The 21,639-nt window shown below is 60.5% G+C and carries 17 protein-coding genes and 1 pseudogene; 10 read left to right on the plus strand and 8 right to left on the minus strand.

Annotated elements, in window-relative coordinates; genetic code table 11:
- The 7 genes from ACIHAX_RS36810 to ACIHAX_RS36840 all read left to right on the plus strand — a co-directional run.
- The coding region (locus ACIHAX_RS36810; protein WP_364439195.1) for a nitric oxide synthase oxygenase at positions 1–165 on the plus strand (165 nt) is incomplete at its 5' end.
- 523 nt (positions 166–688) lie between these two features.
- Positions 689–1,558 (plus strand): fumarylacetoacetate hydrolase family protein, encoded by an 870-nt coding sequence (locus ACIHAX_RS36815; RefSeq protein WP_364439147.1) that lies wholly within the window; start codon positions 689–691, stop codon positions 1,556–1,558.
- 11 nt (positions 1,559–1,569) lie between these two features.
- Positions 1,570–2,703, plus strand: coding sequence for a hypothetical protein (locus tag ACIHAX_RS36820; protein ID WP_364439150.1), 1,134 nt, complete (start codon positions 1,570–1,572; stop codon positions 2,701–2,703).
- Positions 2,700–3,647, plus strand: a complete 948-nt coding sequence (locus tag ACIHAX_RS36825) for an ornithine cyclodeaminase family protein (protein ID WP_397282306.1) — start codon at positions 2,700–2,702, stop codon at positions 3,645–3,647. The genes ACIHAX_RS36820 and ACIHAX_RS36825 overlap by 4 nt, the downstream gene beginning before the upstream one ends.
- 8 nt (positions 3,648–3,655) lie before the next feature.
- The gene (gene dapA, locus ACIHAX_RS36830) at positions 3,656–4,588 is read left to right on the plus strand and encodes a 4-hydroxy-tetrahydrodipicolinate synthase (RefSeq protein ID WP_364439156.1); all 933 of its coding nucleotides are present in this window, start codon (positions 3,656–3,658) and stop codon (positions 4,586–4,588) included.
- Positions 4,585–6,015 carry an FAD-binding oxidoreductase gene (locus ACIHAX_RS36835; protein WP_364439159.1) on the plus strand — a complete coding sequence of 477 codons (1,431 nt, stop codon included), beginning with the start codon at positions 4,585–4,587 and terminating at the stop codon, positions 6,013–6,015. Before dapA ends, ACIHAX_RS36835 begins: the two co-directional genes overlap by 4 nt.
- Before the next feature lie 11 nt (positions 6,016–6,026).
- Positions 6,027–7,130 carry an SDR family NAD(P)-dependent oxidoreductase gene (locus ACIHAX_RS36840; RefSeq protein WP_364439162.1) on the plus strand — a complete coding sequence of 368 codons (1,104 nt, stop codon included), beginning with the start codon at positions 6,027–6,029 and terminating at the stop codon, positions 7,128–7,130.
- 1,412 nt (positions 7,131–8,542) lie between these two features.
- Here the strand turns inward: ACIHAX_RS36840 and ACIHAX_RS36845 are convergent.
- Both ACIHAX_RS36845 and ACIHAX_RS36850 read right to left on the minus strand, forming a co-directional pair.
- The gene (locus ACIHAX_RS36845; RefSeq protein WP_364439165.1) at positions 8,543–9,460 is read right to left on the minus strand and encodes a cytochrome P450; all 918 of its coding nucleotides are present in this window, start codon (positions 9,458–9,460) and stop codon (positions 8,543–8,545) included.
- Positions 9,461–9,989: 529 nt separating this feature from the next.
- Positions 9,990–11,180, minus strand: coding sequence for a DUF3068 domain-containing protein (locus tag ACIHAX_RS36850; RefSeq protein WP_364439198.1), 1,191 nt, complete (start codon positions 11,178–11,180; stop codon positions 9,990–9,992).
- A 1,085-nt stretch (positions 11,181–12,265) separates the two neighbouring features.
- On the opposite strand from ACIHAX_RS36850, the gene ACIHAX_RS36855 reads away from it, so the two are divergent.
- Positions 12,266–13,198 (plus strand): LysR family transcriptional regulator, encoded by a 933-nt coding sequence (locus ACIHAX_RS36855; protein WP_364439168.1) that lies wholly within the window; start codon positions 12,266–12,268, stop codon positions 13,196–13,198.
- Positions 13,199–13,764: 566 nt separating this feature from the next.
- Positions 13,765–13,974: a hypothetical protein gene (locus ACIHAX_RS36860; RefSeq protein ID WP_364439201.1), complete on the plus strand. Its 210-nt coding sequence runs from the start codon at positions 13,765–13,767 to the stop codon at positions 13,972–13,974.
- Here ACIHAX_RS36860 and ACIHAX_RS36865 read toward each other — a convergent pair.
- Positions 13,881–14,401: pseudogene (locus ACIHAX_RS36865) on the minus strand (transposase); the annotation flags it as partial. The gene ACIHAX_RS36860 and the pseudogene ACIHAX_RS36865 overlap by 94 nt on opposite strands.
- 288 nt (positions 14,402–14,689) lie before the next feature.
- Here ACIHAX_RS36865 and ACIHAX_RS36870 point away from each other — a divergent pair.
- Entirely contained in the window at positions 14,690–14,908 is a 219-nt protein-coding gene (locus ACIHAX_RS36870) for a hypothetical protein (protein ID WP_364439172.1), read from the plus strand.
- A 186-nt stretch (positions 14,909–15,094) separates the two neighbouring features.
- Here ACIHAX_RS36870 and ACIHAX_RS36875 read toward each other — a convergent pair whose 3' ends face one another.
- The 5 genes from ACIHAX_RS36875 to ACIHAX_RS36895 all read right to left on the minus strand — a co-directional run bounded on the left by ACIHAX_RS36875 (position 15,095) and on the right by ACIHAX_RS36895 (position 21,506).
- On the minus strand, positions 15,095–15,289 hold the full coding sequence (locus ACIHAX_RS36875; protein ID WP_364439175.1) for a hypothetical protein: 195 nt from the start codon (positions 15,287–15,289) through the stop codon (positions 15,095–15,097).
- Between the two features lie 46 nt (positions 15,290–15,335).
- On the minus strand, positions 15,336–15,599 hold the full coding sequence (locus ACIHAX_RS36880; RefSeq protein WP_364439178.1) for a helix-turn-helix domain-containing protein: 264 nt from the start codon (positions 15,597–15,599) through the stop codon (positions 15,336–15,338).
- Positions 15,600–15,780: 181 nt separating this feature from the next.
- Positions 15,781–18,366 (minus strand): LuxR C-terminal-related transcriptional regulator, encoded by a 2,586-nt coding sequence (locus ACIHAX_RS36885; RefSeq protein WP_364439181.1) that lies wholly within the window; start codon positions 18,364–18,366, stop codon positions 15,781–15,783.
- Positions 18,367–18,598: 232 nt separating this feature from the next.
- The gene (locus ACIHAX_RS36890; protein ID WP_364439185.1) at positions 18,599–19,534 is read right to left on the minus strand and encodes a helix-turn-helix transcriptional regulator; all 936 of its coding nucleotides are present in this window, start codon (positions 19,532–19,534) and stop codon (positions 18,599–18,601) included.
- 1,561 nt (positions 19,535–21,095) lie between these two features.
- A complete protein-coding gene (locus ACIHAX_RS36895) occupies positions 21,096–21,506 on the minus strand; it encodes a VOC family protein (RefSeq protein ID WP_397282313.1) in 411 nt (136 codons plus the stop codon).
- Positions 21,507–21,639 lie beyond the last annotated feature (133 nt).

Consider the following 21,639-nt stretch of genomic DNA (forward strand, 5'->3'; position numbering starts at 1 on the left):
CCCACCGACTGGTCCTGGATCAACCCGCCGATCTCCTCCGGCCTGACCCCGACCTTCCACCGCTACTACGACCCACCCGACATGGACATCCGGCCCAACTTCGTACGGAGGAGTCCGATTCACGACGAACACTTGGAATGCCCTCCGCGCCTGGAAACATATTGAAGAAGGACTACGCGGACCCCCAAGTCGGCGAATTCTATTGATCAAGCGGTTGCTGGTCGACCGGACGGTCGGGGAAACAAACGCTCGTCGCGCCAACTGCATCGCGGTCGTCACGACCGTCGGCTACAGCTGTCACCTACATTGGCGAATCGGGAGCCGGACTCCTCAAACTCACGGCGCAATCTCACCACACGATCGAGAATGCTGCGGGGTGGCGCGCCACGAGAGGAATAGTCGTACTCACCATGAGCGCGGCCGCACAGTTACATCGGCACCACCGGGATGCGTATGCAAGCATCGTCGGCCCTTCGCTCGTGTATTCCGATGGTCTGAGACCTCACTCTGTCTACATCGCTTCGGAACGACTGAAATCACCCATAACGTGTACATTATGCACATATCAAGAAATTGACAATGGATTCGTGTGTCGATCAGGGATCTACTGATGTGTGCAGGCGCATCGCAGATTGGTCCGCTATTAGCGAATAGAACTGCACATACGGCCACCGCAAAGAACAGGATCATGAAACTAGCCCGCTTCTTCTATCGCAACCACGTTCGGTACGGCATCGTCGGACCCGATGGCATCGTCGCGTTGGACCAGTGTGCAGGGACGTTCAGCAATCTGCTCGCGAACTCCCGGACGTCGGTGCTGGAAAGCGACATCTGCATTCCCGCGAACGAGATCGTCTGGCTGCCTCCATTCACTTCGGAGGCCAAGATCATTTGTGTCGGCTTCAACTACGCGTCCCATGATAGCGAGGATCATCGCCGAGCCGGCGAGTACCCAACACTGTTCGTTCGCTTCCCGGATTCCTTTGTTGGTAGTGGGAATCCCGTGGTGACCGAGGCCGACAGCCGCGCCCTCGACTGGGAAGGCGAGTTAGCTCTCGTGATCGGTCAGGGTGGTCGGCGGATCCCGGTAGATGACGCTTGGAATCACATCGCCGGTTTCACCCCAATGGCGGAGAACAGCGAGCGAATCTGGCAGACCCACTCGGCCCAGGCGACAGCTGGAAAAAATTGGTTCGCCAGTGGTGCGTGCGGTCCGTGGGTCACTACCGTAGACGAGGCAGGCCGTGGGCCATTTGAGCTGACAACAAGACTGAATGGCCATGTCGTGCAACAGGCTTCGACGTCAAGTCTCCTATTCAATTTCGCCTCGCTGGTCAGCTACGTAAGCACTTTCACCCCCCTGCGACCGGGTGATGTCATCGCCACCGGGACGCCCGCGGGCTCAGGTTACCGTCAGAACCCGCCACGGTTCCTCGAGCCCGGAGACGAACTCGAGGTCAGTGTGCCGGGCGTCGGCACGCTTCGGCACAGCGTCACGACGGGGCCGGGAAACATAGTCACTGCCAACGATATCTCGTGGCAGCAATCCACTCGATAGGACACCGATCAATGATGATTGCCGATCCACTCAGCACTGGGGAGATGGCCACTTTCGATGCGCATCCTGGGGGGCGCACGGAGCAGCCGGTTCCATGGCGACCGTTCAAGGTTCGGGCCGCGGAGATCCATGCCGAGATCGAGCGGCTCGCTTCGATGCCGCAACCTGCCGACGGCTACCGTGCCGCAGGCATCGTACACCCCGACTCCGTAGGATCGGTGCGCAGCTTCGCTCCTGGTATTGACGTTGTCGTCGAAGTGCTGCTCCCAGGTGAAGCGACGAAGCCACTCCGACGCAACAGCAGCAACGTTGTCATCGGAATCCAGGGGGAAGGCCGGGTGGAGGTCGGAGGGCGCACAATCCACCTTTCGCGCTGGGACGTCTGCAACATCCCATCGATGAGGCCCTACAGCTACCGCAACGACAGCAACGAATTATGGGTACGCTTGACTTACTCGAACTATCCGCTGCTCAGCAAGATTGGTGTGAGCTACGCAGAGCCCTTGGCCGAAATGACCGCGGCCACGCCCACGCCCACGCCTGCACGCGAAGGTTCTGCACAGTACAATCGGACGAACGCGCCGGACTTCGAAGTCTCCGAGTTCGGGTCACGCGTCCGCGGCTACGAGTTTCTCACCGACATCGAGGTCGTGGAGAACCAGGCTCAGCATTGGCCGTGGGCTGCGGTCTCGCAACACTTGAGCGACCAGCTCGGTGACGGCAAACGCGCAATTCTCGCGTACTACAATCCCGCCACCGAACGCCGTAACGGCGCGACTCACAGCTTCTTCGTCACCGCCACACAAGTTCCGGCGGGATTCCCGCCCATGCCTGAGGGGACACGTGGTCACCGGCATATCTCGGCGGCGATCAACTATCACTTTCGAGGCACCGGCAAAAGTGTTATCGACGGCGAGACGATCGAGTGGGGTCCGGGAGATCTGCTGCTGTCGGCGCCAGGGTGGCGCGAGCACCTCCACGTCCCCGGGCCGGACGCGATCGGCGTGTTCACCGTACAGGACCACCCGCTGCATATCGGCATGGAGTCGCTGATTTGGCAGGAGAGCATGGATGGTCCGATCTTGACCCTGGGATCAGAAGCCGGTGTCACCGGCTACGTCGGTCCACGTGAAGTCGGCAAATGAACACCGACATCCGTTTCTACAGGGAGGCCGACGTCTTCGCGAAGCTTTCACTCGAGACCGTCATCGAGGAAGTGGAGTTCGCCTTGCGACGTGAACACGAAGGTACCGCGACGAACATCCCGAAGACTATGACCACGTGGGGTGAACGGAGCAGCGCCCACGCGCTTGGTGCACTTGATCTGGGCGAGTCGCTGGTGGCGTTCAAGACGTGGGTCAACACCCCGCGTGGTGCCGCAGCCGTCGCGACCGTCTTCGATGCGGAGGACGGTCGGCTACATGCGGTGGTTCAGGCCGGGATCCTCGGCGCCGTGCGCACTGCCGCGATTGTCGGCGTCGCAACTCGCAGACTCGCCGCTTCCGGCGCCGACGAGCTTGCGATCATAGGCTCGGGACGCCAATCTTTGTCCCAGGTCCTGGCTGTCCACGCCGTTCGCCCATTGCGCAGGATCTGCGTCTGGAGTCCGCGCCCCAGTAGTCGCGACGCATTCGCCGAACAGATCAGGGCGCACGTCCCCGCATCAGTTGTCGTGGCCGATACACTGCGGGACGCGGTGCGTGGCGTCGGGATCGTCACTCTGGTGACTCGTGCGACCGAACCGATACTAGCCGCCGATGACCTCGCTGCAGGCGCTCATCTCAACGCGGTCGGTGCGATCCTTCCTTCGAACGCCGAGTTCGACCCGCGTCTGCTGGGTTCGGCGAAGCTGACGGTGGTGGACAACCTAGAGAATGCACGACGATCCTCCCGCGAGCTGCGTGAGTTCTTTGGCGACGACTGGTCGCGGGTGCACAGGTTGGCGGACGTCGTCGCAGGCACTGTCGCACCCGACGACACCGCATCGGGGCCAACGGTGTTCAAACCGCTCGGCATGGGGCTATCGGATTCGGCGGCACTGACCGCGTTTCTGCGCGTCGTCGAACCCGGTCTGATGGAGGCTCGATGAGATTCCGAATGACTCCTACCGCGCTGCGCGGATCTATAGCTCCCCTCGTAACGCCCTTCACCACTGACGGTGAACTCGACGTGCATTCCCTGCGCCGCATCACCTCCTGGCAGATTGCGTCGGGATCTGACGGCATCTCGATCGGTGGATCCACCGGCGAACCGGCAGCGCAGACAGTCGCAGAACGCATCCGCGCAATCGACATTGTCGCGGAGGAGATCTCCGATCGCGTGCCGTTCGTTCCCGGTACCGGAGCAGCCAATCTCGAGGACACCATCGAAATCACCGACGCCGCGCAGGAGGCAGGCGCGGATGCAGTGCTCATCATCACGCCCTACTACGCGCAGCCGACCCAAGAGGGACTGTACGACTGGTATGCGACCGTGGCGACGGAGTTCCCCGATCTCCCGATCGCCATTTACAACGTGCCGTCACGGACTGCCGTCGAAATCGCGCCGGAGACAGTGGCGCGGTTGTTCAGCGACTTCGACAACATAATAGGAATCAAAGAAACCACGAAGAATTTTGAGCATTTCTCGCGCGTGATCCGCATCGCCGGCCCGGAGTTGATGGTGTGGTCAGGGGTCGAACTGCTTGCGCTGCCGCTGCTCGCTATCGGCGGCGTCGGCATGATCAGCGCGGTCGCGAATCTGGCACCCACCGCTGTCGCAGATCTATATCGCGCTTGGATATCCGGCCGATACAGCGCCGCGCTGGACCTGCATTATCGCTTGCACCCTTTGGTGGACCTGCTGTTCATCGAGACGAATCCGGCGCCGGTCAAATGGGTTTTGCAGTCGATGGGGTTACTTACTTCGGATCTAGTTCGTCCGCCACTGTGCGCGTTGAGCCCGCAGGGGAAAACAGCAGCAAAAGAACTCTTGGCGCAGAGTAGCGAATTAATTCCCGAGTATAGCGCAATGAAAGGAACTCGACGATGAGTCCTGACAGCACCACGACCGAGCGATTCACCGGAGCGTTGATCGTACGGGGCGAAGCCGGATATGAACACGCGCGCATCGCAAGGATCCACCACTCCCGACATCCACAGCGATTCCCCGCAGCCGTGCTGCTCGCCGAGACCGAGAACGACGTCGTCGAGGGTGTGCGTCTGGCGCGGGAACGCGGTTGGAAGGTCGGCGTCAAATCTGGCGGCCACAGTTTTCCGGTGTGGGGCCTGCGTGACGACGGGCTACTCATTGATCTCTTCGGGTTGAAGGACATTCACTACGACGCAACGACCGGAATCGTCAGTGTCACGCCAGCGGTCACTGGTGGACAAGAGCTTAATCCCTACCTCGAACAGTTCGGTGTCTTCTTCCCCGGCGGAGGGTGTTCCTCGGTCGGTGTCGGTGGCTTTCTGCTGCAGGGCGGGATCGGATGGAACTTCCGCGGCTGGGGATGGTCGGCGGAACAGATTGTAGCGATCGACGTCGTGACCGCAGACGGGGAACTCATCCGCGCCGACGACACGCAGAACGTAGATCTGTTCTGGGCCGCGCGCGGTGCGGGTCCTGGCTACTGCGGCATCATCACCCGATTCCACCTGCGCACTCGCCCGATTCCGGTGGGACTGTCGTCGATGGTCCAGGCGTTCCCCGTCGACAAATACGCGGATGTGCTGGGATGGCTCTGCGCCGAGCAGCACTCGATTCCCGACACCGTGCATTTAGTTGCGATCTCCTCTGTGCCTCAGTTTCCGATTCCTGGTCACCCCGATGGCGAGCTTTTGTTCGTGGTGTGGGCAGTCGCCTTCTGCAACAGCGAGGATGAAAGCCGCGCTGCGCTGGCGCCACTGACCGAAGGGCCGTTCGCAAACCATGCCCTCTTCGCCATCGATCCCCATCCGACAACCCTGCAGAACGAGTACGCTTTCGTCGACTCCAGCCATCCCAGTGGTTACCGCTACCGGGTCGACTCTGCCTGGGTTGATGGCGCGCCGTCGCAAATCGTGGCAGCCAGCAGCCGGCTCGTTCTCGAACGCCCTCGAAATGAACCGGGGCACACCTTCTTTCAGTTCGCCCTTCCCCATGAGGGACCCGACATCGCGATGTCGCTCAAAACCGATGTGATGATCGGAACGTATGTTATTTATGAAGATTCCGCCAGCGACGAGATACATCGTGACTGGTTGTTGTCGGCGATGCAGGACTTGGAGCCGCTGACGATCGGTCAGTACTGGGGTGATTCCGACCAGCAGAACCGCCGGGTGAAGTGCCTGACCGATGCCAGTTGGACTCGACTGCAACAGATCAGGGCCGAACGTGATCCCGACGGAGTCTTTGAAGAGTATCTGGCTGGTGAGAGTGGGTTCGACAACACCAACGCCTGGGAAGCGGTGACCGACCGCATGGACGCCGGGAGGTAAGAACTTTGAAAATGGATGGCAAGACGGTGGTCATACTCGGAGGCGGTTCCGGAATCGGGCGCGCAGGTGCGCTCGCGCTCGCGCAGGCGGGCTGCGCCATTCTTGTTGCCGACATCGACGAAGAGGCCGCGCGCGCGACGGCCGCGGCGATCGAGCGCGCCGGTGGTACCGCAGTATTCGCCTATTGCGACGTGGGAAGCGAATCCGATGTGGCAGCAGTGGCAGCACTGGCGTGCCAAAAATACCAGCATGTGGACATCGTGTGGTGCCACGCAGGCTATGCACTGGCCGGACCGCCCGAGAGCATTCCGATCCGGACCTGGCAGAACATATTTGACGTCAACGTACTGAGCACCGTGCGGGCTCTGCATGCATTTCTGCCGGATCTGACCGCCTCGCGTGGTCACTTCGTCGTCACCAGCTCCGGACTTGGCCTGTTTCCTGACGACGTGCCGGGGTTGGCGGCCCCGTACGTCGTGACCAAAGCCGCTCAGATTGCGTTGGCCCGCAACCTAGCTCCGTATCTGGCCGCGCGGAACGTCGGCATCAGCGTGCTGGCGCCCGACCAGACCAATACCCGGCACGCCCGGGAGATTTCCACCGTGGGCATTCCCGCCGCCGTCGTGGCAGCGGCCGTCGATCCGTCGACGATGCAGACACCTGAATACGTCGCGAGCCGCCTTGTGGGTGGTCTGCGCGCCGATGAGTTCCTGATCTCTACCGTTGAAGGGACTCGCGAACGTCTCACCGAAGCCGCTGCACGTAATCTCAGCCCGTTGGCTGAACCGGTAGAGCCCATCGTCCTGTACGTGAGGATCGAAGCCGACTCCGGTAGGCACGACGAACTCGCCCAAGCGCTGATCGAGTGGGCTACGCAGGTCGTGAAGGAGCCCGGGGTGATCCGGTACCAGGTCACCGCCGATCTCGTCGAGCTGGGGGTATTCCATCTTTTGGAGGAATGGGAGTCCGCCCGTGCTTTCCAGCAGCACAATGACAGCCCTGGTGCGCAGGCAGTGCTGGCGCGCATGGCGGAGTTCGGTATCGCAGGGCTCTTCACCCGTCGGTACGACATAAGTGGTATCGACGGCACGCCTGTCAAGGCTCAGCGCGCATAACCACTTCTCAGCGAACCAGTCCTCGCTATCCACTCCGGCGAACCCTGTCCCCGTTCTGGAATGGATCTCGCAACATAATGAGCGGATGCGAGACAGTAATAATATGACAGTTCACGTCCCGGCTCGACAGCCAGCGCCAAGTGCGGCCGGGCATCGACGAGCCCGGCGTCGGTACAGCTTTGCCTTGGGGCAAGTTCTTGTCGCCGGGAACGTCCGCGCCGAGGCGGGCGCGGTCTTCCGGTTCCGCTATGTGCGTCCGGCGCCTGCACGCCCAACTCGGTGAGCACGCGGGAGATCGGATCGACGCGGAAGCCCCGGATACACGCATACCGCGGATGAGCGCACAGATGGACGGCGCCGCAAGTTGATCACCCGCGCGAAAGAGAAGCGAGGCTGCTTTCAGAATTTCCTCGCGATGCGGCGCACCAAACCCCGGGCAGATAGGCGATGTCGTGACCTCAGGCGCGGCGGCGGTGCGCCGATGGTGTTGGCTTGATCAACCAAGATCAACAGTCCGCCTCGGATGGCGAGCTGGTCGTACACTGCCCACAGTCGGGCTTCGTCGGTGGCAAGGCCTTCTCGAAAAAGTCATTTGCCGTTCGAATCCAAGCCCACGGCGTCGTGGGTGCCGGGCGTTGAGGTTTCGACAGGTGACTGTGGCTACCAGCGGTTACGCACTCGATGGGGAAACACGGAGTGCGACAGGCATACGTTGTGTATTGGGAAATCGATGTGTCAGCAGAAGTGAACACCAGTTACGAAGAGACCTGTGCAGCCGCCCTGTCCCCATCAGCGCTCCGTCGACGCCACCGGCGCCCGACGACTCCACCCCCGGATCATGCGTTCGCCTGAGAAAAAAAGCATACCGGGCCGCTGCGACCGTGGGCCCGGTCTCAGTCCCACGAACAAGGTAACGGGGACGGGGCTCACGACAGCGCGGGCTCGTTTGGGATGACCGACCCCGCGCGTTCCGACCAGTGACCGAACTCGACGCTTCAGATCCCCGGCCTCACCAAGGAGCCTGCCACTGCGTGCGCGGATGTCGATAGTCCTGTGGGATGCGTCCGCGCTGCCCACGACCTTAGAGGCCCAATCGGACCGTCGGTGCCTCAAGGGGAGAGCAGATGTCGATGTCCGTTCCGTTGCCGAATATTCTGGCGAATTGCGTTTGTCGTCATGGGTGGATGGCCAGCGAGGCTCCGGTGGCGTCGTCGATTCTGATGCACCTAGCCTCGCTCGAGCACAGTGAATACGAGGCACCGGCAGAGCGGTTCCAACTCTCGGCTTCCGGTCGGAGGGAGAAGACACGTACACCGTGGGCATTTGCAGGACCTCGAGGTCTATCCCCAGTCTCGATTTCGGCCGCCGTGAGAATTTTCGCCCGTCGCCACAATCTGGCGCGGGGCCAATGCTCACGTTGTCACCAGCAGATTTCGCATGCTCGGCAGTACTATGTTCGCGTGACGTGGAGGTGTCTGCTCTTGCAACGCAAGCCCCGGCAGGTGCTGAACTAGAGTGCTCACAGCGATTTCGCATTCGAGGCGGGCCAGGCGGGCACCAAGGCAGTAGTGAATCCCACTGCCGAATGCAATCGACAATGTGGTATCCCGCGTGATATCGAATTTATTTGGGTCGGCGAAAACGGCCGGATCTCGGTTCGCTGCAGCGACGAACCCGATGACGGGTTGTCCGGCTCGAACGAGTGCGTCGCCGAGGACGACATCCTCGATGGGCTTCCGCGCTGCCGCCGAGTGGACCGAGCCGTTGAACCGTAGACTCTCGCTCACCGCGCCCGAAATGAGCTGCGGGTACCGCCTAAGCAACACCAGTTGGTCATCGTGGGTGAGAAGATCGAAGATGGTATTGCCTATTTGCGCAACCGTCGTGCCGTGTCCTGCAAACACGATCTGCACACACAACGACAGCAACTCCTCGCCAGTCAATCGCCCGGTGTGATAGGCATCGAGCAAGACACTGACAACACCGGGCTGTGACCTGTCATGGCCCGTGACGACATAGTCAAAGTACTCCAACAGCTTGTCGCCTGCATCACCGGCTTGCCTCATGGCCGATGGGTCTTTGCGGAGATCGAAACCACGGCCGAATGCGGAAATCCATTCTGGTAGCTGCGGATCGATCTCATCTGCAGCGATGCCGAGGACAGCGCAGATAACGGCAATCGATACCGGCACGGCGTAGTCTTCGATCACGTCGAACGCCGCCGCCGCAGCGAGCGCGTCATCGATCAGCCGGCTGGCGATATGCGCTGTCAGCGCCCGATAGCGTTGCGTCGCCCCGGGTGTGAAACCCGCAGCCAGCAGCGCACGCATACGCCCATGATCGGGAGGGTCGGTCGACAACAATAGACGACCCGATAACTCGGCGAACCGCTGATCCCCGGATTTACGCGCGATACTAGCTTCGGACGAAAGCGGTACAAAATTCCGACGAAAGCGAGGATCCTTTAGTACCGACAAAATGTGATCGTGCCGGAATAGATACCAACACCCCGCGCTGCCCACAGTGTAGGGCTGCCCCCAATGCACCGGGTCGCATCGACGGTAAGTCGAATACACTGAATACGGTTCATTCAGCACTGTAGTGTCGTGAGGATCGAATCGCGGCACCGAGCAGGGCCGATCGTTTGATTCCGCCGCATCGCTCATAGCCACACCATATTCGGATTAATGTAAATGGCCGGGATTGAAGTCACATACATGTCTCGAGCAGGCTGGTCCGCGCGACAGTCCAGTGGTTGGCGTTGAGGCATTCGGTTCGCAATCAGAGGTGTAAAGATTAGGCGAGCCCATTGTTCTCCTAATCCGAGTGGGGTATGCGGCTTCGGCGAATTTGTACTACTCATGAAGTACGGCCTCGTTGCCAGATAGGTGGCAAGCGCCACGCGCCGAATGCGAGGGTTACTGCAGCCGCTATCGAGGCGATGACAGGCGCGTCGGTGCGCAGCAGCGCTATCTCCTGGCGCGCTTCATGGGATTTTTTTATCAATTTCATGACGGTTTGTTCGTCGGAGCGCATAGTGCCCTCGAAGACCGTCAGAGAAGGGGAACCGCCGGGACTGGTCACCAGATATTTGAGTTGGCGCTCCGCGGCCGAGACCACTGAGCCGGTGGCAGGTTCAACCCAAAAATCACGGATAGCTGAACTAAATAGGTGCATCGTCACCACCTGCTCAGAGCTACTATTTTCTAGAATACGAGCGGGTAGAGTGACACTACCTCGCATCGGTAGGAGACCGGTTAGGGGAGCGGAATGCAATTGAGTTCGAAAATGGAGCAGTTGCAAGCCATCGAGGGAAGTGGCGTCATCGAGGTACTTCAGGGCGATCTCTTGCTGAGAACCGACGTCGAAGTATGGATAATCGTGTCTTCCTGTATTGAAGGGAAGTTTGTACTGGAATCCGGTTCGGATCGTCTGGAGTGGTTTCTGCGCTGGCTCGAATACCGTCATAGCCGGTCTGCGCTGCGGTCGCCCATTGCTCCGGTCGATGCTCACCTGGTCCACAATTGCATCTGAAAGCCCTTTGGGGCCCGGGCGGTCCAATCGCACTACCTGCTGGGCGACACGTAGCGTGACGGTTTCAGCGTTCGTCGGCTCCACACTGGTCATCACCGAGTATCCCTTTATAGGAACCTCGTGCTCAACCTCGAGTTTTCCTTGGAGTAGGGTATTGATGTTCAGCAGCGAACCTGCACCGGAGGCAGTGCCCACCTCACGCACTTGCGCCGGAAATTTGATCAAGGTATCGGCTATCCAAGTTGGTAGCATTATGGCTACTGCAGTGAATATGAGCGCGAATCCAAGAGATAGATATCCGAGAAAGCGCCTACGCCTACCTCGCCAATCAGGGGGGCGCGAGTTCCGGTCAACAGTGCGCGTTGCTATCCGTACGCCAGTCTCCGGCATGTGGTTCCACCTTGACATATATTCCATTGATGCGCCCTGATGGAAGTCCGCCCACCAGCGCGGCCAACATTGCCAGAGTGCACGCTCTAACATTCCATTAACATTCCGTATCAATAGAAGGATCATTGTTGCTCGAGCCCGCGACAAGCGCTCAATTCTTTGATGCAGTATGCAGTATGCAGTACCGAAAACAAATAAAGCGCAACCATACTTCACGGAGATCCGCGGTCTCAATTCCTTCCTTGTGATGGAAGCGCAATAGGAAGTTCGATGATTGTTGATGTATCGACGGATCCTACAGAATCACACTGGGAACACATCCGAGAATGCTCCGGTCATACGTACGTATCCAATACGCCCCCCGCGACCGGAACATCGCGATCAACCAAAATGCCGCACCACGCCAAGACCTATGCTATGAGGGAACGCTTGACCCACCACCGCTAACATCCTCTCTCATGTGGGGCATTCTGTCGGCAATTCGGCTTGCCGTGCGGCAAGCCGCTTCTTCTCCGAGGCCAGCTATGCTTCTGAGCCTGACATACGTTTAGCAAATATCGCTCGGCGGTAGCGAGTGCTGCGCGGCCGGAGTTGACGGTGACCGAGACGCAGCATCGGAAGTCGATCGGGGTGCTTGGGCGGCGACATCGACGCAGGCATAGCCGTTGCGACGCAGGATGGCGCTGGCCTGCGCCGTGCCAGGCGATCCAACACCCACATTGCGGCCGAGGTCGACGTATGTTGTGTTGTGGTACCGCCGCCCACACCTGGCACAGGCCCAGCGGCGAAAGGGTGCTTAGATCGCTTGCCGGGACCCTTACCACAGTGGGACATCGGCTTGACACCTGTAGTTCGGTCGAGCGCCGGTCAACATGGCAGCGTTGCGCGTAGTCCAGTTGCTTGCGCAGGTGGACGTTGTTGTACAGCTGTACCAGTCGACCCTTTCCATGTGCGAGTAGTAGACATCGCGGCGATTGTTTTTTCAACAGCCCGATGCTCGAGTCAAGGCAAGACGGCCCGCGGAGGCTCACGTCAGAAAACGACCGCCAGCTTACGAGTCTGCGTGATGATCGCTCCGATCGAGTTCAGCGCCAGTTGATCTTCTTCGAACATGCGCTTGCGCTCGCCCACCCTCGCTCGAGTGTACGGCTCTAGAATACCGGCGGACGTATGAAGACGGATGGGTGGCAACGCGCCCTATATTGAAGTGTATGGACACGCAGCTCTCCCTTCGTAGGCTTGAAATTTTCCGGCTGGTGGTTGAGGAACGCAGCGTCACCCGTGCGGCAGAGGTGCTCATGGTGGCACAGCCTGCGGTATCGAATCAGTTGCGGGCCCTCGAAATGTGGCTAGGGGCGAAGTTGTTCGAACGTAACGGCAACCGGCTAGTGTTAACCGAAGCAGGTGAACGCACCGATCGTTGGGCCCGCGATGTGCTGGCGGGTGCGGCGCAGATCCGGCGCGATGTCAGTGACCTTGCGACCGGGCTCGGCGGCAGTGTCATTATCTGGGCAAGCATGGCGGTAGGCACGTACCTGCTGCCAAAAGTCCTGACGGACCTGCGCCAGGCCCGTCCCCGCGCCGATCTTACATTGCACATTGCACAGCCAGGCGAGGCGTTGCAAGCGGTGGAGAGCGGCGATGCGGATTTCGCGGTCGTCAGTTGGGATCAACGTCACCTGCCCGAGTCGGTCGAAGCCGAGTTCCTGCGGTCTGAACCTCTGATCCTGTACATGACGCCGACCGCGGCGCCGCCGAGCCGCTCGATGCCGATCTCGGCAGCAATGTCATTGCCGCTCGTGGGTGCGCCACGCAACGCGGTCTACCGCGACCTGGTGGAGCGATTACGAATGACCACCCACCTTGATCCCAACTTCATCATTCGGTTCGGCCATGTAGAGGCCATCAAACGGGCCGCGATTGCTAATGACTGGGCGCTTTTCGCGCCCGCATATGCAATGCAACCTGAAGTGGACGCAGGTTGCCTTGTCGCTGTAGACGTACCCGAGCTGGTCATCCACGAACGTCTTGTCCTGTTCTCGCGGCAGGATCATCTCTTCTCGCCGCTTCAACAGGCCGCCGTCGACGCCGTACGCGCAGTGCTGGCTGCCGACATGCTGCCAGTGGATCCAGCTAGGCGGTGACCACAGCGCCGTCAGGAGCAGCTTGTCGCGCCCCGGGGAGACCTAGACGCCGATTCTTGCGTATGCCTTATGACTCGCAAGCAGGCCAACCATCGCCCGCACCACCGACAACCTTCCTGTGCTCTGGGTGTGCCCGGGCCGGACGGGAAGTCCTTGCCTTGATCGATGAGCACCAGCTCCGGCAGGCCACCGGCCAGCCCGCACGGCGGCCGCCGGAGCACCGATGCCCGCGGCGGTTGGCCGAGGGTCCCTGCTCTGCGAACACTGCTGAATACGGAACCTGTGGCATTGCATGTTGCGAGTCGACCCGGACTCGTCGGGTTGTCGATGACATAGGTAGCAACCGGCCCGCTACGGTTGTCCCTGTCGGGTGCCAACCTCAACGACCACCTCGCGCTGCCCGAATTGCTCGACCGGGTACAACCTTTGCGCGGGCGACTCGGCCGGCCGCGCCATCGGGTCGACACCCTGATTGCGGAAAGGGCTACGACTAACTCAGCGTCTATACCGAACTGCGGCAACGCCGTATCACCGGCTGCATCCCCCGCCGCGGCACCCGCGACAAGGTGACCGCCGGACGCTGGGGCGTCGAACAGTGCCTCGCGCTGCTCCACCAGTACCGCCGCCTCGCCATCCGCTGGGAACGACGCACCGACAGCCACCAAGGATTCCTCGACCTCGTCGCCGCCTTCATCTTGTGGTTGCCGGACCGGGCCGGGTGCTCACCGCGGATGGAGCTGCCGGAGCGGTGGGTGATCGGGGCGAAGCCGGCGTAGGAGGCCGAGGCGGCCGGCCGAGGCGAACGCCGTGGCGTCCGACTTCGAGCAGGATGCGGGTCCGGGTCCTGACTCCGATGCCGGGCATCGAAGTCAGGACCTCGGCAAGAGGGTGGTCGGCGAGCATCTCGTCGATGTCCTCGGCGATCTGCTTGCGTTACAGCAGAATTACATTCAACGAATCTGCCAGTTTCGGGAGCACTGTTTCAGCGGCTTTGGTGCCGGGAACGGTGACGGTTTGCGCGGGCAACGCGGCTAAGTTTTCATCGACGAGCCGCGCGCCCATGCGTGGGGCGTGTTTGGTGGCGATGGCGGTGAGTTTGCGCCGACCGGCGGCCCGGATTCCTTCGGGACCGCCGCGCCGCGACAGAATCTCCAGCACCGCTGGGTGGGCGATGCGGGGTCCGAGGACGCGTTCGACAGGGGGTGGATGCCGGCAAGTAGGGGCAAGAAGTCATACCGAGCCTGGCGGCCGTAAGCCCGATCTCGGTACCCACGAGAAAGGTGACGGGCATCGGCTCACGACTTTTCGAACCGTCAGATACTACGCGGTCATGCTTTTTCCGCCGTTCGGCGCTGGTGGTGGCTTGTGCGGCCCGGTGTCCAGCTCATGATGTGACCGATGGTGCGGATCGGCTGGATTATGAGCTACTCGTCGACCCGTGCCCGCTCACCGTAATCCATCCCGGCCTGGTCTCGAGAATCACAACAGAACTTGAGCCGACACACCGACCTAACAAAGTTCGACCAGTGGCTCGATCGCCTTCCCAATCACCTCTGCGAGGATGTAGTCGATCAGCTCTTCTTCCATGAACTGGCAACGTTTGCCGCGGCGGTCGCGATCGAGCAGGCGATTGTCGCCGAAAATTTGGAAAAAGATCCGACGCGGGTGTACATTAACTCTCGTTCAAACTACTGCGCGATCGGCAGATAGGCGTGAAAACCCTCAAACGAGCTTCGAACCGACGTACACGGTCCGGGGCTCGCTTGGTTAGCGGCCTCCTACGGTATCCCGGAAACGCGTCGCCGGAGTCGGTGAGCTGCGCCCTCCTGCTCCACCGGTATCTCTTCTGTTCAACGAACAATCCGTGACCGGCTGTGACCGATCCAGTGCCTGGATCTAGGCCTTCTCGTACACGCAGAGCACCACCGCCCGTTCGGGAGGATTGTGGTGAAGGCCGACGACATCGGCGACCTTCACCACGAACAGCGGGTCGGTGGAGATCTTGAACCCATCGGTCAGGTGCGGTTTCAGGTCGAACCGCTGCCAGATCCGCCCGACCGTCGACTTCGACAGCCCGGTCCGCTCGGCCATCGACGACCGTGACCAGTGCGTGGCATCGGCTGGGGCTGCTCGAGGGTCAGCTCGACCACCTGCTGCACCTGAGCAGGATCGACGGCGGACGGCCCGGCCTCGGCTCATCGGCCAGGCCCGCGAGGCCGTAGTCGATAAGGCGGCCCCGCCACTTACGCACCGTCATCGCCGACACACCCACCTCGGCCGCAACATGGGTATTGAACATGGCCGGCTCGGCGCACGCCAGCACGATCCGGCACCGCAGCGCATACGCCTGCGTCGACGCCCGCGCATCCCGTATCAACTCCCGACGCTGAGCCTCAGTCACCACCAAATCCGGCCCCGACCACGGCCGGCCAGTCCTCGCCACCGCCGAATCCTACAATCAACGGATCAGGCGCAAAACAGTAGCTTGATCGGGTGGGGTTCGTGGAGAAGGGACTCCGCTGGGTGAGATGCAGTGGCAGTATTTCGGGCACTACAGGCCGGATCGCGAACTGCTGGCATAGCTAGCTTCGGCGAAGACGGGTTGGGCGCTCGTTAGCTTCAAGTTGGACTCGCTTTTTGAGTTCGGTCGGTATGACCGTGGCGATATCCATCCGGCTAGTAAGTGTTAGTTTCCGGAGAATGACGGACAGTTGTGTGTCGACAGTACGGATGGAGCTGCCGCGGCGTGCAGCGATCGCGCTGTTGGCCCAGCCAGCAGCGACCAGCACTGCAATCTCACGTTCGGCGGGGGAGAGTTCCTGCCAACGAGAAGTTGCACGACTATCGGCCGGCATCTTCCGCAAGTCGTCGCCGGATCGACTGCTCACCATAATTCGCTGCAGCTCCGGTGAATTGGGCCTTATTAGAGCGCCTTGGTTCACGGCAGCGGCGTAAGTCTCATCGCCGAGTATCGATTTGATGACGTCAGCGGTGCGGTGCTCTTCGGATGCAACGATTGCTAGTTCAGCGACGGATATTCCCATCGACCGGTGCGCTTCAGCCATACTTCCCTGAAGAATGGCGATGTCCATGGCTGAATCTGCTAATTCGTCTCGTTCGGAATCTCCTGAATCTATACGATTCGCGAGGATGCGGGTGAGTGCTGCAGCGCCGAAGCGAAGCGCCCAGGTGGCTGTCCACGGATCGATGCCTGCCTTTAGCACTCCGGCCCCAACCTTCAATGCTTCGTGCGGATCACCGTGCAAGGTCAGCGCGAGCATCCAGGCCAATTCAGCTGAAGGAATGACCCAGCCGGTATCATCCGACTTGAGCGCGCGATCGAGATGCTGACGGGAAAACCACAGCGCTTGCGGTCCATTGCCGACCATGGAGTAGGCCAGTGCCTCGAACAATTCGCTACGTTGCTCACCCGCCTTGTCGCCGCTTTCGGCAAATTTGCTCCGGGCGCGGGCGAATACATGTGGAGCACGTGGGTCTGAGCGGGTCAGCATAAGTTCTAGTCCCCAGGTGAACTCCACGACCGCTGGCAGGCCGATGTCAGAGAGGGCTGTTTCACGCCATTCATGACGCTGTGCCACGTCGGATATGCAGATGTCGGCACATTCTTCCAGAAGACGGGCGCCATAGGCATAATGGCCTTGCCACAGCGCGAGATGACTGATATCCGCTAGTGCCGCTACTCGAAGCTCGATAGGCACCGGGCCGATGTCTCGAGTGGCTTCCATGGCGCGCTGAATATATGCGGTCATCGAGCTCGGGGCGTAAGAAATTACGAATGGGCATTGCAGTGATATGAATGCGATTGCGGTCTCGATCCCTACGGCGGCTTCATCGGGAGTTGTAAGGCTGGTCTCGATACCGGTCAGAATATTCTCCCAGGCGCCACGCGTCCATTCTATCCAGTCGCTCTGTTCGCGGCTCGACCGCATCGCCGATCCGGCAACGACTCGGTCTCGGTAGTAGCGTCGGAGTCGTGCGAGCAGCCTTTCTTCATCCAACTCTCCGGTTCGGTTCCTCAGCTGACCGCTGACGAACACCCGTACGCTTTCGAGTAGAAAGTACCGTACTGCTGTTGAAGTGATATTTGTTGAGACCAGCGAACGCTCCGTCAATGTCTCCAGCAACGGCTCGATTGTTTCGGACGGCAAAGCCTCGTCGGCGCACACCGTCACAATTGCATCGAGTTCAGCTCCACTGATCCTACTTTCGTAGTGGTGCGCTTCGAAGCTCGTCGCGAAGACCGACATCCGGTCGAGTAGCAGTTGTTCAGCATCCGTACATAACCCGTAAGACCAGGAAATGATACTGTGACCACTGAGATGGCGTTCCTCGACGCCAGCACGCACGCCGTGCGACCACTGCAGGCGTTTGTCATCGAAATTGCCTGTCAATTCTCGGAGTACAGCCTTCGCCGGCCGATTACGCAGCCGCGCTGCGGCGAGCCGGATGAACAAGGGATTGTTATCGACATGCAGGCAAATCTCGGCTGCAGTGGACAGTTGGTCAGGGCTGTCTGATATCGGTCTGCCAATGATTGCCGCTCGCCGTCGTAAGAGTTCCAATGCATGTGCACGTGAAAGCGGCGGCACGTCTATGAGGTGCTCGTCGGCCCATCCCATTGCCTGCCGACTGGTCGCCAGAATAGTTAATCGAGGGATCGTCAGTAATCTGATTATGAGTTGAGCGGCGCCGGAGAGCACGTGCTCGCAATTGTCCATTACCAGAATCGATCGACGAGGCTCGGCAGGGCCAGGGGTGGAAAGTATTTCTATAAGAACATCCGCTGCAGGGCGACCGGACATGTCTATTTTTGCAATACAGTGCAAAATCTCTTCCGCGATCATGTTGCTGGTTGCGTCGCCCTTCAACCGCGCCAAGTGTATCCAGTAGATAGGTCGATCGGGAGTATTTCGGAACCGGCGAAGTGCCTCAACCGCTAACCTCGTCTTGCCGATACCGCCGGGTCCGGCGAGAGTGATGAGTCGACTGTTTTCTAATCGCAGCAGGTTCTCGATCTGTCGCAACTCTGAATATCGTCCGACGAACTCACTGGTGGGAGCTGGCAGATTTGAATCATCGCGGATTGTAGCAGGTGTATGATCACCTCTCAGAGGTGAGGTTTCATCGGGGTTCGAAGATCTGTTCATGGATAATCTGTTCATGGATTCTTGAGATCCGATCGCCGTGCGTCCAGGGAGACGATGGGTGCCGCGTGACGTGAGGTTTCTCCGATGAACTGCGTGGTTGTTGTGTTGGAGGTGCTCGGCTCGGAGTGCCCTGCAGCGGTGGTCGAACACCCAAGGCGACCAATCCGACACGATCGCGCCGACCAGGAGCTGCGGCTGATAGGAGGGATCTGCCTTATGTCGTAGAGCTATTCTATAGCAGCGTACCTGGGTCCCGCCGCTGAAAACGGTCTTCACAACCCTCCGCCGGATGGCCGCGATCCGATCGAAGAGGTGCTGTGGCGGTGCGACCGTTCGTCACCCGCAGAAGGTCGAGCTTGCGCGCGGCGCCGCTTGCGGCTGCGGCAGTGTACGTAACCATGCGAAGGTCCGCTCCTGGTACGAGCAGGACGTCGCAGTCGAGAGTGATGGCGCCGACCTCCGGATGCAAGATCGTCTTCCGGTTGGAAGTATGCCTGGATACCGTCGACGTCGCCCACAGGTGCGCGAAGGTGTCCGACGTGGTTGTGAGGTCATGTACCAGGCTTTGAAGTTGTCGATCCTTGGGGTAGCGGGATATTGCCTCTTTGAGGTCGGCGACAATCGAGGATTCGAGAGCGTCTTCGGCGTGGTAGGACGAGAAAGGGCGCATGGACGCCCGCGCAAAACCGGTGCCGAACAGCGCCCGTGCGAGGTTCCGCTCAGTCGGCGGCGCCAAAGACGGGTCGCCATGCAGGGCGCTCCACATCCCATTCCACCAGACCAGGGACCAGTCCGCAGCGAAGATTCCGATCGGGAATGCTTCCAGACGCGCGGCGATCCGTTGCATGCTTGGAGGCACATGGGTGTCGATCGTCCCGTCGCGCGGGGGCAATAAACCTGCACTGCGATAGAAGTCGTCGCGCTCAGTCCGGGAGAGCTGAAGCGCTCGAGACAGGGCGCCGACTACCTGCGGCGACGGATTGCGGGCGCGTCCCCGTTCAAGGCGCTGAATATAGTCGACAGAAAGCCCGGCTAGCTGTGCGAGTTCCTCCCGGCGCAATCCGGGGGCCCGACGGCCGTCCGTCATAGCGAAGCCGGCGTCGGCCGGGGAAAGGCGGTCGCGCCAGGCATGCAGGAGTTCGCCGAACTCGAAGCGAGGGGAAGTCACGGCTTCATTCTGGCGGCAGTATGCCTGAACAGCCTAGGTACTGTCAGTCCTAGGCTCCGACGCTGGGTTGCTTGTCCAAGCACGCGTGTTCGGCTGAATCGGTAGCAAACAACAGAGCTCGGCCACCAGTATGGGGCCATGTGCACACCACCGCGCGCACAGGCCCTGGTGGACATGGCGCAGTTGGTGAGCTGCAGTTGATCAACCGATCAAGCCCGGGTCACGACCCAACTTCATGCACCACGGCATCCGCTCGCACGTCAAGGACCGCTAGCAAGACCATTCGACATATAGCCATATTCGACAGATGTCCGTGCAGTGTTATTACGGCGTGCGCCGCGGCTCGGCGGCATTCGGCGACGAGATCGACAAACGCAGGGGGGAGTGTCCCCGACTCTGGCGTCGGCTCATGGAATACGGTGCCCAGTTCGTAGCCGAGTGACGCGGCGGCCTCACGTAGCCTGGCATCGCTTGACCCATATCCAGCATTTTCGATTATGTCATCACGTAAGTATCCGTATGCAAGAGGAAGTATTTTAGTCATTGGACGGACCTTATCCCGATCGGTTGGCCATACAGAGGGGAACCATCTCCATGGCCGAACACTCTTGTCATCACGAGGCGATATGTACTCACCTGATTTCTATTTGACCGGCCATGAATTCATGGTTCGCGGCCAACCCGTTCAACGAATACAGAAATATAGGTTGTCTTCGATCGGCACTCCAGGTGGCCGGGCATCGGTCGAGATTGGCACCGGCGAGTGCGCGGGTAGTGTGAACCCGATGGTTGGAACCCGGCAGGGCGTCATTGCTTCAAGGGTGCGTCACTGCGCTGTGCGCGGCTGGGATCCTAACCGCACTTGTCGAGCACCATTTTCAAGGGCGGTCACTCCATTCGGGACGAGATCGACAGATTTCGTGCGTAGACTCAAGTCTTACGGGCCAGGGGGGTGCCCGCATCGGTGAACAGCGGATAGTCAGCAAATGCCACGTACGTAGCCACAACACGCACTGGGTACTCCTCGCCCATCCCAGCTGCCCATCACCATCCGACGGCGCAGCCAACTTCCTGCGAGGACCACACCCACCACCACACATGGGGAACTGCGTGAGCGGCGACCTCAGGATCAACGTGAGCGGAAACGGCCGCAACTGGGTATTTGCGCGAGCAACGACCCCACAGTCGACGCCGACATCATCGACTGTCGCCAGGCGGTCATCGAGACCGTATTCGTCTACCTTATCGACGGCCCGCTGGCGCATACTCTCGGAGCGGTTCGGCGCGAACTCCGCGTGGGTGTGTAGAAGGATCACCGCCGCTCCGCCCGCCCACAGCACAAGCTCGTGCTGCACCTGCCCGCACTCGTCTTGGGCGGGCGGCTGGCGACTATGGCAGGTCACCACCTGAACCACGCCTGGGTCCCTACGGCCAGGAAGAACCAGCGGAAAGCTTGGTAGACCAGCGTCTCCTACCCGAAAACCGGTGGTCCTCGCACCTCGGGCGCGTAGAGACCCGGGTGGATCGGGGTCAAACCGCTACTGGAAGTGAACCCGAGCCGTTAACCCGACACTTTCCTATCCAGCCCCGCGTAGAGGTCCACTCGGTTACCGTCAGGGTCTTGCACGATCGCATAGCGGTGTCCCCAGAAGGCGTCGTGGGGGTCTAGCTCGCCATAGTATCCAGCGCTTACGAGGCTGGCGTAGACAGAATCGACATGTAGCGGGTCTGCGCATCGAAAAGCGATGACGATGCGACCAGCGTCTCGGGGAGGTGTCCGCCATTCGGCGTGGAAGGCCCTGGTGATGCTGTCGGTGTCGAGTGCGAGTTTCAGACCATTGCTGAGGGTTGTTTGGACGTGCGGCTGATTCTCGCAGCCTGGAGGGAAATTGATTCCGAGGTGGCGGTAGAAAGTTAGTGAGGCAGCCATGTCGGTAACGATGATGCCGATGACGTCGAGTTGAGGAATCATGCCGAGCGCCTCATGCGCCGATTCGGGGCAGTCCGAGTCCGACGCCGATCGGCGCGGTCTTCGGGGTGACGCCGCGCTCGTGCGCGTCACCGGCGCGGGTACGGCGGTGGGTCTTGATCGCGGCATCGGCGAC

The organism is Nocardia sp. NPDC051929 (assembly GCF_044548645.1).
Taxonomy (GTDB): domain Bacteria; phylum Actinomycetota; class Actinomycetes; order Mycobacteriales; family Mycobacteriaceae; genus Nocardia; species Nocardia sichangensis.

What these genes read in the sequence shown, in the direction of transcription:
- ACIHAX_RS36815 (WP_364439147.1), top strand. Translation starts at nt 689, where the DNA reads ATGAAACTAGCCCGCTTCTTCTATCGCAACCACGTTCGGTACGGCATC.
- ACIHAX_RS36820 (WP_364439150.1), top strand. Translation starts at nt 1,570, where the DNA reads ATGATGATTGCCGATCCACTCAGCACTGGGGAGATGGCCACTTTCGAT.
- ACIHAX_RS36825 (WP_397282306.1), top strand. Translation starts at nt 2,700, where the DNA reads ATGAACACCGACATCCGTTTCTACAGGGAGGCCGACGTCTTCGCGAAG.
- dapA (WP_364439156.1), top strand. Translation starts at nt 3,656, where the DNA reads ATGACTCCTACCGCGCTGCGCGGATCTATAGCTCCCCTCGTAACGCCC.
- ACIHAX_RS36835 (WP_364439159.1), top strand. Translation starts at nt 4,585, where the DNA reads ATGAGTCCTGACAGCACCACGACCGAGCGATTCACCGGAGCGTTGATC.
- ACIHAX_RS36840 (WP_364439162.1), top strand. Translation starts at nt 6,027, where the DNA reads ATGGATGGCAAGACGGTGGTCATACTCGGAGGCGGTTCCGGAATCGGG.
- ACIHAX_RS36845 (WP_364439165.1), bottom strand. Translation starts at nt 9,460, where the DNA reads ATGCGTGCGCTGCTGGCTGCGGGTTTCACACCCGGGGCGACGCAACGC.
- ACIHAX_RS36850 (WP_364439198.1), bottom strand. Translation starts at nt 11,180, where the DNA reads ATGATCCTTCTATTGATACGGAATGTTAATGGAATGTTAGAGCGTGCA.
- ACIHAX_RS36855 (WP_364439168.1), top strand. Translation starts at nt 12,266, where the DNA reads ATGGACACGCAGCTCTCCCTTCGTAGGCTTGAAATTTTCCGGCTGGTG.
- ACIHAX_RS36875 (WP_364439175.1), bottom strand. Translation starts at nt 15,289, where the DNA reads ATGGCCGAGCGGACCGGGCTGTCGAAGTCGACGGTCGGGCGGATCTGG.
- ACIHAX_RS36885 (WP_364439181.1), bottom strand. Translation starts at nt 18,366, where the DNA reads ATGAACAGATCTTCGAACCCCGATGAAACCTCACCTCTGAGAGGTGAT.
- ACIHAX_RS36895 (WP_397282313.1), bottom strand. Translation starts at nt 21,506, where the DNA reads ATGATTCCTCAACTCGACGTCATCGGCATCATCGTTACCGACATGGCT.